Below are 13346 nucleotides of genomic sequence, written 5' to 3'. Positions count from 1 at the left end.
TCACATATAAACGATCTTGGCCCGCCTCAAGCGGTCCGAGGTGCCGGACCGTGCGACGGCGTGTCTCCGGGCGCAAGCGGCGGCGCCCAGTGCCCCCGCGCGAGAATGCCTGTGCGCGTCCTGTCGCGCCTGTTGTCCACAGCCGCACGGCACGCCACATCGTACATATGACCCCCGACGCTCCCGACAGCCGCGACCTTCTCTCCTTCCTCGACTTCTACGTCGCGGCGGGCGTCGACGCCGCGCTGGACGAGACGCCGCACGACCGCTTCTCCGAGCCGGAGGCGCCGCGCCGGGCGGCGCGGGAGGCGGCCGAGCCCGAGGCGCCGCCCCGCCGCGTCCCGCCGCCGGAGCGGCCGACGCTCGAGGAGCCGTCCCGGGTCGCGCCGGCGCGCCCTGAACTTCCGCGCCAGGAAGCCCCTCGTGGCCAGGACCCTCGTGGCCAGGACGCCCCGCGTGTCGAGGCGCCCAGCACCTACGGCCGGTCCGCCGCCGCCGCCCCCGGCGAGGCGGCGGGCGACGCCCGCGAGCTCGCCGCCACCGCCGCGAGCCTGGAGGAGCTGGAGGGCCTGCTCGCCCGGTTCGAGAGCTGCGCCCTGCGCTTCACCGCCAAGAACCTCGTCTTCGCCGACGGCAACCCGCAGGCCCGGGTGATGTTCGTCGGCGAGGCGCCCGGCGCCGACGAGGATCGGATCGGCAAGCCGTTCATGGGCCGCTCGGGCCAGCTCCTCGACCGGATGATGGCGGCGATCGGCCTCGACCGCACCAACGCCTACGTGGGCAACGTCGTGCCCTGGCGCCCGCCGGGCAACCGCAACCCGACCCCGCAGGAGCTCGCGACCTGCAAGCCGTTCATCGAGCGGCAGATCGCGCTCGCCGATCCCGACATCCTGGTCTGCCTCGGCGGCGTCGCCACGCAGGCGCTGGCCGGCACCAAGGACGGCATCCTGAAGTCGCGCGGACGCTGGTTCCCCTATCGCACGGAGAAGCGCGAGATCCGGCTGCTCGCCACGCTCCATCCGGCCTACCTGCTGCGGCAGCCGCTGCAGAAGCGCCTCGCCTGGCGCGACTTTCGCGCCTTGCGCGCCGCCCTCGACGAGGGGGAGCGGTAACGTCCGGAAGCGGAACCGTGTCGGCTCCCGTCGATTACTCTTGAGCCTCGGGCCTGCGCCGCGTAGCCGTCGCGGCCAAGGTTCACGGGCCAACGGGTAGCTGACCATGCGCTGGGAAGATTTTCGCACCTCCGACAACGTCGAGGACCGCCGCGGCGAGGGCGGCGGCGGTGGCGGCTTCGGCTTTCCGGGCGGCGGTGCGGGCGGCCTCGGCATCGGCACCATCGTGATCCTGTGCATCATCGGCTGGGTCACCGGCATCAACCCGGCGATCCTGATCGGCGGCGCCGAGACGGTGACGCGCCAGCGCGCGCCCCAGGAACAGGGCCAGCCGCAGCAGGGCCAGCCCGACCGGCGCACCGGCGCCCCCTCCGACCAGACCGGCAAGTTCGCCGCCGCCATCCTCGGCAACACCGAGGACGTGTGGAGCCAGGTGCTGCCGAACCAGACCGGGCGGCAATACACCCCGACCACGATGGTGCTCTATACCGGCGGCACCCGCAGCGGCTGCGGCCAGGCCCGGGCGGCGATGGGGCCGTTCTACTGCCCGCTCGACAAGAAGGTCTATCTCGACACCTCCTTCTTCAAGGAGATGGAGCAGAAGTTCCGGGTGAAGGGCGACTTCGCCTACGCCTACGTCATCGCCCACGAGGTCGGCCACCACGTCCAGGACGTGCTCGGCATCCTGCCCAAGGTCCAGCGCAAGCAGCAGCAGGTCGGCGAGCGCGAGTCGAACGCCCTCTCGGTCCGCGTCGAGCTGATGGCCGATTGCCTCGCCGGCGTCTGGGCCAAGAATTCCGACGACCGCTTCAAGGCGCTGGAGCCCGGTGACATCGAGGAGGCGATGCAGGCCGCGAGCGCCATCGGCGACGACCGGCTGCAGAAGCAGAGCCAGGGCTACGTCGTGCCGGATTCCTTCACCCACGGCTCCTCGGCCCAGCGCATGCGCTGGTTCCAGACCGGCTACCGCAGCGGCCAGACCCAGTCCTGCGATACCTTCCGGGCCTCGCAGCTCTGATGGCCGGGCTCGACGCCGCGAGGGATTTCGTGCCGCTGAGCATCGCGGTGCTCACGGTGTCGGATACCCGCACGCTCGCCGACGACCGCTCGGGCGACACGCTGGTCGGGCGCCTGGAGGCTGCTGGGCACCGCCTCGCCGCCCGGGCGATCGTTCCCGACGAGGTCGAGGCGATCCGCGGGCAGGTGCGGGCCTGGGGCGAGGATCCGGGCGTCGACGTCGTCATCACCACCGGCGGCACCGGCTTCACCGGCCGCGACGTGACGCCGGAGGCCCTGGAGCCGCTGTTCGAGAAGCGGATGGACGGCTTCTCGGCCGTGTTCCACCGCATCTCCTACGACAAGATCGGCACCTCGACCCTGCAATCGCGGGCGACCGCCGGGGTGGTGAACGCCACCTACGTGTTCGTGCTGCCGGGCTCGCCCGGGGCCTGCCGCGACGCCTGGGACGGCATCCTGGCGGCGCAGCTCGATTACCGGCACCGGCCGTGCAACTTCGTCGAGATCATGCCGCGGCTCGACGAGCACCTGAAGCGCGGCGCGACTAGCTTCGCAGCAGCGACGCCTTCAGGGGCTTGACCGGCAGGCGGACCTTCAGAGGAAGGCCCGCCCGCAGGGCCGTCACCCGCACGAGGTCGCCGGCCCGGATCTGCCGGGTGCCGGTCAGCGCCTCGCGCCGCCCGGCGATCCGCTCGAACAGGGCGGCATGCGGGCGGCGCAGGCGGCCGACCGCGTCGGCGGTCGTCGTGGCGCCGAACCGGTCGAGCACCCGGATCCAGCCCTCCGCCGGCACGTCGCCGGATTCCAGGCACAGCATCCAGGGCCGGCGCGCCAATCCGGCCGCCGCAACCCACGGGCTACGCCCCCGCGCCACCAGGGCCGCCCCGGTGCTCTCGGCCATGGTGCCGACCTCCGGATCGTCCGGATGTGCGGCCGCGATCACCGCATCGCCCACCACCCCCGCCGCGACGCCAGCCACAAGCGCCGCCAGGGTGTCGGCGAGGGCGTCGATGCGCTCCGGATCGATCGCGCCGGGGAGATGGATGACTGCCGTGAACATGATCGCGCCATAGCGGATGGCGGGCGTCGCGTCCTGCCTCGATCGTTGGCACTTGCGTTTGTTCCTGTTTTGTTCGAAGTTCGGCCGCGTCTGGATGGGAGGCCGGCATGGAATCGGGATGCGGGCGGGGGCTGCGCCGCCTCGCCGGGTCGACTCCGGCGGCGGAGAGCCGCCGCGGGCGCGGCGCCACCGCCAACCCGACCGGCCGGTTCGAGCCGGCCGCGCGCGAGGCCTTCGCGGATGGCTGGGAGATCGAGGAGGAGCTGCCGCCGCTGCGCACCGAGGTGACGCTGGAGCGGGCGCGCACCATCATCACCCGCAACGATTCGCCCGATATCGGCTTCGACCGTTCAATCAACCCGTATCGCGGCTGCGAGCACGGCTGCGTCTACTGCTTCGCCCGGCCGAACCACGCCTATGCGGGCCTCTCGCCGGGGCTCGACTTCGAGACCAAGCTCTTCGCCAAGCCCGACGCCGCCGCGCTGCTGGAGCGGGAGCTCTCGGCCCGGGGCTACGCCCCGCGCACCATCGCGCTCGGCACCGCCACCGATCCCTACCAGCCGATCGAGCGGCGCTACCGCCTCACCCACGGCATCCTCGAGGTGCTGGCGCGCTTCCGCCACCCGGTCGGGATCGTCACCAAGTCCGATCTGGTGCTGCGCGACCTCGACATCCTGGCGCCGATGGCGGCACAAGGCCTGGTGAAGGTCGCGCTCTCGGTCACCACCCTCGACCCCGACCTCGCCCGCCGGATGGAGCCCCGCGCCCCGCGGCCGGAGAAGCGCCTCGCGGCGATCCGGGCGCTGGCGGAAGCGGGCGTTCCGGTGATGGCGCTGGTGGCGCCGCTGATCCCGGGCCTCAACGACCACGAGATCGAGGCCGTGCTCGCCCGCGCCCGCGAGGCGGGAGCGACCGAGGCCGGCGGCGTGCTCCTGCGCCTGCCGCACGAACTCGCCGACCTGATGCGCGACTGGTTTTCCGAGCATTATCCCGACCGGGCCGGACGGACCTTCGCGATCCTGAGCGAGGCGCGCGGCGGCAAGGTCTACGACGCGACCTATGGGCGGCGCTTCACCGGGACGGGGCCCTACGCGGATTTGCTGGACCAGCGGATGCGGGTGGCGATGACCCGGCTCGGCTATCCGGCGGACAGGGTGCGGTTGCGGACGGATCTGTTCCGGGTGCCGGTGGGGGTGGGTGGGCAGTACAGCTTGTTCTAAAGCGGGCGGGCGTCGCCACGGTACATGACACAGGAGTCCGGCGTGTGCCGGAACGACGGCCGCTGGGCGTGAACCCTCCCCCCTCTGCGGGGGAGGGTGGTCCCTGCTTTAGCAGGGGCCGGGAGAGGGGCAGCGCGACGCTGATCCAGAGGGCGCGCCTCTCACAACGGTTCAGGCTTTTCCGGAGGCGTGGTTCCCCTCTCCCGCCCCACTCCGTGGGGCACCCTCCCCCGCAGAGGGGGGAAGGGGAAAACCCACGCCATTCTCGTCTCCGCATGACCTAACCGCCCACACGTCAGACGATCAGCACTGACCCAGAGGCAGGGTCTGCTACCCTGCCCTTATGACCGGCCAGCCACCACCCACCCTCGACACCCCCCGCCTCCACCTCCGCCCCGTCGCGCCCGACGACGCGGAAGCCACCAGTGCCCTGATGACCCCGGCGGTGAGCCGGTGGCTCGCCTCCTGGCCGCTGTCCTTCACCGTCGCGATGGCGCGGGAGCGGATCGCCATGGCGCAGACTCTCGCGGAAGCCGGGCAGGCGCTCTCGCTGGCGGTGACCGCCCGCGAGAGCGGCGAACTCCTCGGCTGGATCATGCTGCACCGGAGCCGCGACGATCCGCGGACAGCCACGCTGGGCTACTGGCTCGGCGAGGCGCATCAGCGCCGCGGCTACCTGCGCGAGGCGGCGACGACCCTGCTCCCGGTCGCCGCCGCATGGCTCGACGTCCACCGGATCGAGGCCAGCGCGCATCCGGAGAATGCCGGCTCCTTCGCGGTGATGCGGGCCTGCGGCATGACCTTCCAGTGCGAGACCGTGATCCACGCCCCAGCCCGCAGCCGCGACGAACCCGTCCACGTCTACGCCGTCGCGCGCGACGCCCTCACTCCGCCGTCAGGCATAGCTCGAACGTGATGCAGGCGGCGTTGGCGCCGCGGCGCAGGATGCCCTCGTGGATGTCGCCCGCCACGTCCACCACCGCGATGTCGAGATGCGCGCCCGGGAGGCCGTCCGGCCCCGGCCGCACGGTCCCGTCGCGGATCAGCACCTCGCTGGCATCGGTGGGAATCACCCGCCCGTCGGCGAAGGCCGGCCGCACGATGCTGCCGATGCCGCGCACCCGCGCCACGGACAGACCGTGGGCCCGGGCCGCCGCCTCGATCGCCGCATGGATCTCCTCGTTCGGCTGGATCTTCAGGAGGAGGCAGCTGGCCTGCGCCTGCGCCAGCGGGACCGGGGTGAAGAGCGAGAAGTTGGTCTCGGCATCCGGGACGACCCGCCAGGCCGCCTCCGCCGTGCCCCAGACCTCGGCCCGAACGGGGTCGGCGATCACAACCTCCGCCGGCAGCAGATGGCCGGCGCGGCGGCGCCCGTCGGGCTCGATCCAGGTGCCGTGGACGTGCAGGAAGCCCGCGCCGTCGCGCTCGCCGAAGGTGGCGCTCGCCCGCTCCAGCCTGGTCTCGCCCTCAGGCCGGAAGGTCGCGCTGTAATAGGCGGCGAAGAGCGGGTCCGACGACAGGGCCGGCATCACGTAGGAGAAGGGCGAGAAGCGCCCGCCCGTGAGATGCACCACGCCGCCCCGAATCCCGGCTTCCGCCAGCGGTCCGGCGACGGCGTCGAGGAGCGTGTGCCCCGGCGCCAGGTCGAAGGCGCGATGGATCGGGCTGCCTGCGGAGGCGAGCCAGCGCTCGGGCCGGACGGGGCCGGGCTGGGCGAGGGTGGCGAAGGGTGACGTCCGAGGCGCGCTCATCCCTGCGCCTTCTCGCCGAGCAGGCCCGCCGCTTCCAGCTCTTCCCGCACCATCTTCTTGGTGATCTTGCCGTAGCCGGATTTCGGCAGCGACTCGCGCAGGATGACCCGGCGCGGCAGCTTGTAGCGGGCGACCTTGTCGAACAGGAACGCCATCACGTCGTCCTCGGACAACGCCATGCCCTCGCGGGGCACACAGACCGCGATGCCGATCTCGCCCCAGGTCGGATCGGGCACGCCGAGCACCGCCGTCTCGGCCACCGCCGGATGGGCCAGGATCTTCTCCTCGATCTCGCGCGGATAGATGTTCGAGCCGCCCGAGATGTACATGTCGGAGGCGCGGCCGGTGATGTAGAGGAAGCGCTCCGCGTCGAGGTAGCCGAGGTCGCCGGTGCGGAACCAGCCGTCGCGAAAGGCCTCGGCATTGGCCTTCGGGTTCTCCCAGTAGCCGGCGAAGACGGCGGGACCGCAGACACAGATCTCGCCGGTCTCGCCGGCAGCGACCTCGCGCCCCTCCGGGTCCTGGATCTGCACCTGCATCCCGGTGCGCTCGAAGCCGCAGGTACCGATCTTCACCTCCGGCCCGTCCTCGGCCTCGTGCAGGGCGGGGGGCAGGACCGTGATGTTGCCGGTGACCTCGCCGAGGCCGAAATACTGCACGATCACCTTGCCCAGCGTGCGCAGCGCCCGCTTCTGGTCCTCGCGGTACATCGGCGCGCCGGCATAGATGATGTAGCGCAGCGAGGAATGGTCGTTGGCGTCGACCGCTGGATGCTCGACCATCATCTTCAGGATGGTCGGCACCGTGAACATGTTGGTGACGCGGTGGCGCGCGACCAGGCCCCAGACCTCCGCCGCGTCGAAGCGCTCGGAGCCGGGCAGCACCGAGGTGACGGCCCGGGCGACCTGGGCGACGGCGTGCACCCCGGCTCCGTGCGAGAGCGGCGCCACCACCAGAGAGGCGTCGGTCTCAGGCGCCGTGCCCGGCATCAGGTCGCAGAGGTGGTTGGTGATGACGAAGGCCATCTGGCCGTGGGTCAGCACGGCGGCCTTCGGCTTGCCGGTGGTGCCGGAGGTGTAGAAGAACCAGCACGGGTCGTCGTGCTCGACGCCGGCATTCGCGACGGACTGCCCCGTGCCCTCCGCCACCACGTCCTCGTAGGCCTCGCCCTGCGCCGGACCCTCGCCGATGACGACGACGCGGCTCAGGGACGGGCAGGCCTCGCGCACGGCGGCGACGTGGTCGGGATAGTCGGCGTGGCACAGGAAGGCGGTCGCGCCCGATTGCTGCGCGAGGTAGGCGACGTCGCCGGGCATCAGCCGGAAGTTCGTCGGCACGAACACCGCGCCGAGCCGGAACGCCGCGTACATGATCTCCAGGATGGCGTTGCCGTTGCGGGCATGGACCAGCAGCCGGTCCCCCTTGGCGATCCCGCGCTGCCTGAGCGCGCCGGCCAGCGCCGAGACCCGGGCGTCGAACTCGGCCCAGCTCCAGCTCCGCTCGCCCCACACGATGGCCGGGCGGTCCGGGTGCCGCGCGGCGGCCTGGGTGAGGGAATGGGCGAGGTTCATCACCCGGCGCGACATCGGGGTCATCATCGGGCGGCCCTCGGGGTCGTCGTGGTCACGTCGGTGTCCTCCCTGGCGGCGCCGGCCGTTCGGCTCGTTGCGCGTCGGGGGGACCTTACGACGCTCCGGGCGGGAAGCGGAAGCGCCGGGCGTGCATGCTTTGCCTTACGCCTTCGACTTGAAGCTGAGCCGGTGGTGCCGGGTGAGGCCGAGGCGCGACATCGCCGCCCGGTGGACGGCGGTGCCGTAGCCGACGTTGCGCTCCCAGGCGTAAGCCGGGTGGCGGAGCGCCAGCGCCCGCATCAGCCGGTCGCGCACCACCTTGGCGACGATCGAGGCGGCGGCGATCTGCGGCACCAGCCGGTCGCCGCCGACGAGCGCCCGGCAGGGCAGGGGCAGCCCGGGGGGCACGTCGCGCCCGTCCACCGCCACCTCGGCCTCGATGCCGAGGCGGGAGACGGCGCGGCGCATGGCGTCGAGGGTGGCGGCGCGCACGTTGATCCGGTCGATCAGGTCGCGGGAGGCGCCGGCGAGCGCCACGCGCCCGGCGGCCGTGATGCGAGGCGCCAGGCGCTCGCGGGTGGCGGCGTCGAGGCGCTTGCTGTCGTCGAGCGACTCCAGCAGGTCGGGGGGGAGGGCGGCCGGATCGAAATGCACGGCGGCCACGATCACCGGACCGCAGAGCGCGCCGCGGCCGACCTCGTCGCAGCCGATGAGGACGGGATAGCGGGCGGCGTCTCGGGCATCGAAGGGGCGCATCGCGCAGATGTGCACGCGGTCCGGTTTCGAAATCCCTGCCCATGCAACCGGTGACGTTCCCTTTCGGGCGGCGCGGCGCGATGATCACCCGATGAAGGCGCACCGAGGCGCCGGACCGGGGAGGAGGCCCTCGCGCCCTGCGCGTCGATGACGCGCTCGGGCCGGGTTCGCGGCGTCTGGCACGCGGCATGCGGCTCCCGGTGTCCGGTCCCGCTCGGTCCGGATTCAGCCGCTGGAGGTACGCCGCCCATGAAGGTCGCCCTCGCCGTCGCCGCGCTCTCCCTCGTCCAGCCGGCGCATTCCTGGTACCCCTACGAGTGCTGCTCCGACCAGGATTGCGAGCCGGTCTCCGACGCCGTCGAGGTGCCGGGCGGCTATCAGACGCACGGGATCTTCGTGCCGATGGCGAAGGTGCGGCCGAGCCAGGACGGGCGCTACCATTGGTGCCACCGCGGCGCCTACGTGTTCTGCTTCTTCGCGCCGCTCGCCGGGTAACGATTCCCTCGACACCCCCCCTGCCTCCCGCCTCTTGGCGGATCGGCGCCCCGCTGGCACCTCTTGCGTCCCGGGCGCGTTCCCATAGGGCACGGGACCCCGCCGGGCCGAAGCCCGGGAATCTGACGAAACCAGGAGGATGCATGACCACGCCGCCGCGAAAGAGCCCGTTCCTGGCGCTCGCCCTCCCCGTCGCGCTGCTCGCCGGGGCCCTGACGATCGGGTTCTGGACCCTCGACCACATCAGGGTCGCCCGCGCCAAGGCGCAGGCCGCGCAGATGTGGATGCAGCCGTGAGACCGGACCTCAAAAAAGGACCGCGCTCCGAGGAGGCGGCCCTGAAGTCATTTGGGTCTCGAAACCTCGGAGGAGGCCCGGCCCGCCGGCATCGCGGGGGCTGGGGGGCTGGGTACCGGAGCGGCCGGCGGGCCGGGCCATGAGGTCGACTTACCCTTACGCGCGCATCAAGGCCGGCGCGCGGCGCGATTGTGGCGGTTTGTGGGCGATCGTGCCGTTTCTCGCATATTTCCGGCTCGCGTCGGTGAGTTGCCGGCGCAGTGTCGCTCCGGCGCAACCCTTGCGGGGCGGTTGACGCCATCCCATCATGGTCGGGACCGGGTCGTTCGCCGGCTCCTCACCGCCGCCCCGGACAGCTGCGCCCTTCAGGCGCGAATCACCCCGACAGGCAGGAGACACGATGAGCGAAGGAGAGACGGCCGATAGCCGGAGTACCGGCGCGCACGTGGTGCCGTTCCCGCGCACCGTCCCGCAGGTGTCATTCCATCGCGACGAGCTGCGCATCATCCTGAACCTCTACGGCCGGATGGTCGCCGAGGGCGAGTGGCGGGACTACACGATCGACTTCACCCGCGAGAAGGCGGTGTTCGCCATCCACCGCCGCACCTCCGAGCGGCCGCTCTACCGCATCGAGAAGGACCCCCGCCTCGCCCGGCGCCAGGGCGCCTACGCGGTGATCGCCGAGACCGGGCGCATCCTGAAGCGCGGCCACGACCTGGCGCAGGTGCTGCGGGTGCTCGAGAAGCCGCTCCGGGTGGTGTGACGATCGAGAGGGTGCGCCGCTCGCCGCCCCTCCCCCCTCTGCGGGGGAGGGTTGAGGTTGCGGTGCACACCGTTCCTTAACGCTCCCGCGCGCCACCCCGCTCTTCACCCCCCGGCAAGCATCTTTGCCAACCGGAACGACAGGTTTCCCGGCGGATTATCACGGGGCTGACAAGGTCACGCTCGAGGACCGCAGGGATGCACAAGCAGAGTGGATGGGCCGCGGCGATGGTCGTCGCGGCGACGATGGCGGCCGGACCGGCCGCGTCGCGAGAACTGGTCGCCTTCGACGCGGCGGCGGAGGCCGGCACGGTGGTGGTGCGGACCGCCGAGCGGCGGCTGTACTTCATCAACGGCGACGGGACGGCGATCCGCTATCCGGTCGCGGTCGGCAAGGCCGGCAAGCAATGGACCGGCTACGCCCGCATCGACGGAAAATATCTCCGGCCGGCCTGGTCGCCGCCCGACGAGGTGAAGCGGGACAATCCCCGCCTGCCGGAAGTGATCGCCGGCGGCTCGCCGAGCAACCCGATGGGCGCCGCGGCTCTCACCCTGGACCGGGGCGAGTACGCGATCCACGGCACCAACCGGCCGGGCTCGATCGGCACCTTCGCGTCCTATGGCTGCATCCGCATGTACAACCAGGACGTGGCCGATCTCTACGGCCGCGTCCAGGTCGGCGCCACCGTGGTGGTGACGCGCTGAAAGGTCAGCCCTCGCGCCCGTGCACCTGCGCGGGCGGCGAGGTGGCCTCGACCGCCGTGAAGGTCTCGAGGATGCGGTAGGTGTGCTGCGCGCCTGCGGGCACCAGCCAGGAATCGCCCGGCTCCAGCCGCACGGTCTGGCCCTCGACCACCAGCTCGGCCCGGCCCGAGATCACGTAGCCGACCGTCTCGTAGTCGCGGGCGGCGCTCGGCTTGTCGTCGGTCGGCGGCTCGTCGACCCACAGCCGCATCGCGACGTGCTTGCCGGAGGCCAGGTAGCGCTGGCCGTCCGGCCCCTGCGGCGACTGCCCGCCGGACACCTTCTTGATCGTCGTGTCGCCCATGATCCTGCTCCTGTCGGGGACGTCTCGCGACCCCAACGGGAGCGGGTGGCGGGCGTTCCCGGAGGTTACCGCAGCGTCGTCACCGCAGCGTCGCGGCGATCGCCCGCTGGATGCCGCGGATGTCGGCCCCGCGCTTGAGCGTGCGGGAGATCGGGTCGGGCCGGCCCGAGACCCAGATCGTCAATTCCGAATCGACGTCGAAGCTGCCGGCATTCTCGATCGAGAACGAGGTGATCGCCCGGTAGGGCACCGTGAGGTAGGAGACCTTGCGGCCGGTCAGCCCCTGCTTGTCGACCAGGATCATCCGCCGGTCGGTGAAGACCATCAGGTCGCGGATCACCCGGAACGCCACCTGCACCGTCTCGCCCGGGATCAGCATCCCGTCGAGTTCCTGGGCCACCGCCTCCGGCGCCACGTCGCTGCCGTGGCCGAGCAGGCCGTCGAGCAATCCCATCCGGTCCTCCCCTTAAGATCGCCTCTCAGAAGTCGGTCGCCAGGCCCTTCACTTCCCAATCGTCGTAGCGCACCGGCTCCAGCCCGCCGCGCCCGTTGATCTCGCGCTCGCGCCGGATCTCCTCGGCCCGGGCGTCGATCGCGGCCCGCCGGGCCTCGGCCTCGGCCAGCGCGCGCTGCGCGGCCGGCGACAGGGTCCTGGTCCCGGGGGCAGGGGCCTCGCTCTCGCTCATCGGTCGACTCTCGATACCTTCCCATCGCGGCGCTTGCATCTCGGGCGGCCGGATGCCACCCCGGGGAGCGAAGGCCGCCGGTTCCTCCGAGGTGGAGGGCGCGGGCGGCAGCGTCAAGATCGGGTCCGCATCGGGCCTGAAGATCCGCGCGAGCGGCGCGGCGGAGTGAGGATGGACGGACAGCAAAACGGGGCAGCGGGACCGGAGGTCGCCGGCCTGCCGGCGCGGCGCCTCGCCTGGGGGATCGTGGCCGACCTGCTCGGCAAGAACCGCGGCACCGCGCTCGAGGACGCGATGGAGCCGGTCGTCCACCGCGCAGCCCTGTCGCCCCAGGATGCGGGCCTCGCCCGCGCCATCGCCACCGCGACGTTCCGGCATCTCGGGGTGATCTTCCACGCGCTCGACCGGCGCCTGGCCAAGGGCCTGCCGGAGGACCAGCCGGACCTCGTCGCGCTGCTCGCGACCGGCGCGGCGCAGATTCTCTACCTCAACGTCCAGGACCACGCCGCCGTCGACCTGGCGGTGCGCCTCGCCAAGGCGGAGCCCGGCCTGCAGCACCTCGCCGGCCTCGCCAACGCGGTCCTGCGCCGGATCGTCCGCGAGCGCGACGCGATCCGCCAGGAGGGCGACGCCGATCCCCTGCACCTCAACACGCCGGGCTGGCTCGCGCGGCGCTGGATCGCCGCCTACGGCGAGGAGACCGCCCGCGCCATCGCGGCCGCCCATGCCCGCGGGGCGGGACTCGACCTGACCCTGCGCCCGGGGACTCCGCTCCCCGAAGGCCTCGACGGCCGGCGCCTGCCGGGCTCCCTGAGCCTGCGCCTCGACGATGCCCGGACCCCGGTGCCGGAGCTGCCGGGCTTTCAGGACGGCGCCTGGTGGGTGCAGGATGCCGCGGCGGCGCTGCCGGCCCATCTCCTCGGCGTGCGGCCGGGCGAGCGGGTCGCCGACCTCTGCGCCGCGCCGGGCGGCAAGACCGCCCAGCTCGCCGCGGCGGGCGCCGAGGTGGTGGCGGTCGACCGCTCGGCCCCGCGCCTGCGCCGGCTTGAGGCGAACCTCGCCCGGCTCGGGCTCTCGGCCGAGGTCCGGGCCGTCGACGCGCTGACGCTGCCGGAGGACCAGCCCTTCGACGCGGTGCTGCTCGACGCGCCGTGCAGCGCCACCGGCACGGTGCGGCGCCACCCGGACGTCGCCTGGTCGAAGCGCGAGGGCGACCTCCTGCGCCTCACCGGGCTCCAGACCCGGCTCCTCGACAAGGCGGCACGGCTGGTTCGCCCGGGCGGGCGCCTCGTCTACTGCACCTGCTCGCTGGAGCCGGAGGAGGGCGAGGCGCAGGCCGAAGCCTTCCTCAAGCGCCACCCGGACTTCGTCCGCCGCCCGATCGCGCCCGAGGAGGTCGGCGATTCCGCCCTCGTCACCGCGTCGGGCGACCTGCGCACCCTGCCGTCGCATTGGCCCGAGGAGGGCCGCGGCGGACTCGACGGCTTCTACGCCGTGCGGCTGGAGCGCAAGGCCGCGTGAGGAACCTGTTCACGGGGCGATCCGACGGTTTGACCCCGCGATGATCCTTGA

17 protein-coding genes are annotated in these 13346 nt (G+C 72.4%); 10 read left to right on the top strand and 7 right to left on the bottom strand.

What is annotated here, in order from left to right:
• The first annotated feature begins 167 nt into the window (after positions 1–167).
• The 3 genes from BM430_RS07845 to moaB all read left to right on the top strand — a co-directional run bounded on the left by BM430_RS07845 (position 168) and on the right by moaB (position 2708).
• Positions 168–1112: a uracil-DNA glycosylase gene (locus tag BM430_RS07845; RefSeq protein WP_093566702.1), complete on the top strand. Its 945-nt coding sequence runs from the start codon at positions 168–170 to the stop codon at positions 1110–1112.
• 106 nt (positions 1113–1218) lie between these two features.
• Positions 1219–2130 carry a KPN_02809 family neutral zinc metallopeptidase gene (locus tag BM430_RS07840; protein WP_093566701.1) on the top strand — a complete coding sequence of 304 codons (912 nt, stop codon included), beginning with the start codon at positions 1219–1221 and terminating at the stop codon, positions 2128–2130.
• Positions 2130–2708: a molybdenum cofactor biosynthesis protein B gene (moaB, locus tag BM430_RS07835; RefSeq protein ID WP_093566700.1), complete on the top strand. Its 579-nt coding sequence runs from the start codon at positions 2130–2132 to the stop codon at positions 2706–2708. Before BM430_RS07840 ends, moaB begins: the two co-directional genes overlap by 1 nt.
• On the opposite strand, the gene BM430_RS07830 is transcribed toward moaB, so the two are convergent.
• Positions 2674–3189 (bottom strand): hypothetical protein, encoded by a 516-nt coding sequence (locus BM430_RS07830; RefSeq protein ID WP_093566699.1) that lies wholly within the window; start codon positions 3187–3189, stop codon positions 2674–2676. The genes moaB and BM430_RS07830 overlap by 35 nt on opposite strands.
• Positions 3190–3296: 107 nt before the next feature.
• Between BM430_RS07830 and BM430_RS07825 the strand changes: the two genes are divergently transcribed.
• Complete coding sequence (locus BM430_RS07825; protein ID WP_093566698.1) at positions 3297–4409, top strand: PA0069 family radical SAM protein; 1113 nt, start codon at positions 3297–3299, stop codon at positions 4407–4409.
• Between the two features lie 343 nt (positions 4410–4752).
• A complete protein-coding gene (locus tag BM430_RS07820; RefSeq protein ID WP_093566697.1) occupies positions 4753–5325 on the top strand; it encodes a GNAT family N-acetyltransferase in 573 nt (190 codons plus the stop codon).
• On the opposite strand, the gene BM430_RS07815 is transcribed toward BM430_RS07820, so the two are convergent.
• The 3 genes from BM430_RS07815 to BM430_RS07805 form a co-directional block, all read right to left on the bottom strand.
• Entirely contained in the window at positions 5294–6160 is an 867-nt protein-coding gene (locus BM430_RS07815; protein ID WP_093566696.1) for a PCC domain-containing protein, read from the bottom strand. The two genes, BM430_RS07820 and BM430_RS07815, sit on opposite strands and share 32 nt — an antisense overlap.
• Positions 6157–7755: an acyl-CoA synthetase gene (locus BM430_RS07810; protein ID WP_093566880.1), complete on the bottom strand. Its 1599-nt coding sequence runs from the start codon at positions 7753–7755 to the stop codon at positions 6157–6159. The genes BM430_RS07815 and BM430_RS07810 overlap by 4 nt, the downstream gene beginning before the upstream one ends.
• Before the next feature lie 138 nt (positions 7756–7893).
• Positions 7894–8487 carry a ribonuclease HII gene (locus BM430_RS07805; RefSeq protein ID WP_093566879.1) on the bottom strand — a complete coding sequence of 198 codons (594 nt, stop codon included), beginning with the start codon at positions 8485–8487 and terminating at the stop codon, positions 7894–7896.
• 249 nt (positions 8488–8736) lie between these two features.
• Here BM430_RS07805 and BM430_RS07800 point away from each other — a divergent pair, with 249 nt between their 5' ends.
• The 4 genes from BM430_RS07800 (at position 8737) to BM430_RS07790 (ending at position 10745) form a co-directional block, all read left to right on the top strand.
• Complete coding sequence (locus BM430_RS07800) at positions 8737–8982, top strand: hypothetical protein (RefSeq protein ID WP_093566695.1); 246 nt, start codon at positions 8737–8739, stop codon at positions 8980–8982.
• 143 nt (positions 8983–9125) lie between these two features.
• The gene (locus BM430_RS34615; RefSeq protein ID WP_177302973.1) at positions 9126–9278 is read left to right on the top strand and encodes a hypothetical protein; all 153 of its coding nucleotides are present in this window, start codon (positions 9126–9128) and stop codon (positions 9276–9278) included.
• Positions 9279–9678: 400 nt separating this feature from the next.
• On the top strand, positions 9679–10041 hold the full coding sequence (locus tag BM430_RS07795; protein ID WP_093566694.1) for a DUF2794 domain-containing protein: 363 nt from the start codon (positions 9679–9681) through the stop codon (positions 10039–10041).
• A gap of 197 nt (positions 10042–10238) precedes the next feature.
• Positions 10239–10745: a L,D-transpeptidase gene (locus BM430_RS07790; RefSeq protein ID WP_093566693.1), complete on the top strand. Its 507-nt coding sequence runs from the start codon at positions 10239–10241 to the stop codon at positions 10743–10745.
• Positions 10746–10749: 4 nt separating this feature from the next.
• Here the strand turns inward: BM430_RS07790 and BM430_RS07785 are convergent, their stop codons facing one another.
• The 3 genes from BM430_RS07785 to BM430_RS07775 all read right to left on the bottom strand — a co-directional run bounded on the left by BM430_RS07785 (position 10750) and on the right by BM430_RS07775 (position 11774).
• Entirely contained in the window at positions 10750–11088 is a 339-nt protein-coding gene (locus BM430_RS07785) for a cupin domain-containing protein (protein ID WP_093566692.1), read from the bottom strand.
• A 79-nt stretch (positions 11089–11167) separates the two neighbouring features.
• A complete protein-coding gene (locus BM430_RS07780; protein ID WP_093566691.1) occupies positions 11168–11542 on the bottom strand; it encodes a PH domain-containing protein in 375 nt (124 codons plus the stop codon).
• Positions 11543–11567: 25 nt separating this feature from the next.
• A complete protein-coding gene (locus tag BM430_RS07775) occupies positions 11568–11774 on the bottom strand; it encodes a DUF1674 domain-containing protein (RefSeq protein ID WP_093566690.1) in 207 nt (68 codons plus the stop codon).
• Between the two features lie 171 nt (positions 11775–11945).
• Here BM430_RS07775 and BM430_RS07770 point away from each other — a divergent pair, with 171 nt between their 5' ends.
• On the top strand, positions 11946–13295 hold the full coding sequence (locus tag BM430_RS07770; protein ID WP_093566689.1) for an RsmB/NOP family class I SAM-dependent RNA methyltransferase: 1350 nt from the start codon (positions 11946–11948) through the stop codon (positions 13293–13295).
• Positions 13296–13346 lie beyond the last annotated feature (51 nt).

It is taken from the genome of Methylobacterium sp. 174MFSha1.1 (assembly GCF_900116815.1).
GTDB lineage: Bacteria > Pseudomonadota > Alphaproteobacteria > Rhizobiales > Beijerinckiaceae > Methylobacterium.
Note: the sequence above shows the minus strand (reverse complement) of the source record. Positions and strands in the feature narration are given on the sequence as shown.

Coding starts and splice junctions, on each gene's coding strand:
- BM430_RS07845 (WP_093566702.1), top strand. CDS start 168: ATGACCCCCGACGCTCCCGACAGCCGCGACCTTCTCTCCTTCCTCGAC.
- BM430_RS07840 (WP_093566701.1), top strand. CDS start 1,219: ATGCGCTGGGAAGATTTTCGCACCTCCGACAACGTCGAGGACCGCCGC.
- moaB (WP_093566700.1), top strand. CDS start 2,130: ATGGCCGGGCTCGACGCCGCGAGGGATTTCGTGCCGCTGAGCATCGCG.
- BM430_RS07830 (WP_093566699.1), bottom strand. CDS start 3,189: ATGTTCACGGCAGTCATCCATCTCCCCGGCGCGATCGATCCGGAGCGC.
- BM430_RS07825 (WP_093566698.1), top strand. CDS start 3,297: ATGGAATCGGGATGCGGGCGGGGGCTGCGCCGCCTCGCCGGGTCGACT.
- BM430_RS07820 (WP_093566697.1), top strand. CDS start 4,753: ATGACCGGCCAGCCACCACCCACCCTCGACACCCCCCGCCTCCACCTC.
- BM430_RS07815 (WP_093566696.1), bottom strand. CDS start 6,160: ATGAGCGCGCCTCGGACGTCACCCTTCGCCACCCTCGCCCAGCCCGGC.
- BM430_RS07810 (WP_093566880.1), bottom strand. CDS start 7,755: ATGACCCCGATGTCGCGCCGGGTGATGAACCTCGCCCATTCCCTCACC.
- BM430_RS07805 (WP_093566879.1), bottom strand. CDS start 8,487: ATGCGCCCCTTCGATGCCCGAGACGCCGCCCGCTATCCCGTCCTCATC.
- BM430_RS07800 (WP_093566695.1), top strand. CDS start 8,737: ATGAAGGTCGCCCTCGCCGTCGCCGCGCTCTCCCTCGTCCAGCCGGCG.
- BM430_RS34615 (WP_177302973.1), top strand. CDS start 9,126: ATGACCACGCCGCCGCGAAAGAGCCCGTTCCTGGCGCTCGCCCTCCCC.
- BM430_RS07795 (WP_093566694.1), top strand. CDS start 9,679: ATGAGCGAAGGAGAGACGGCCGATAGCCGGAGTACCGGCGCGCACGTG.
- BM430_RS07790 (WP_093566693.1), top strand. CDS start 10,239: ATGCACAAGCAGAGTGGATGGGCCGCGGCGATGGTCGTCGCGGCGACG.
- BM430_RS07785 (WP_093566692.1), bottom strand. CDS start 11,088: ATGGGCGACACGACGATCAAGAAGGTGTCCGGCGGGCAGTCGCCGCAG.
- BM430_RS07780 (WP_093566691.1), bottom strand. CDS start 11,542: ATGGGATTGCTCGACGGCCTGCTCGGCCACGGCAGCGACGTGGCGCCG.
- BM430_RS07775 (WP_093566690.1), bottom strand. CDS start 11,774: ATGAGCGAGAGCGAGGCCCCTGCCCCCGGGACCAGGACCCTGTCGCCG.
- BM430_RS07770 (WP_093566689.1), top strand. CDS start 11,946: ATGGACGGACAGCAAAACGGGGCAGCGGGACCGGAGGTCGCCGGCCTG.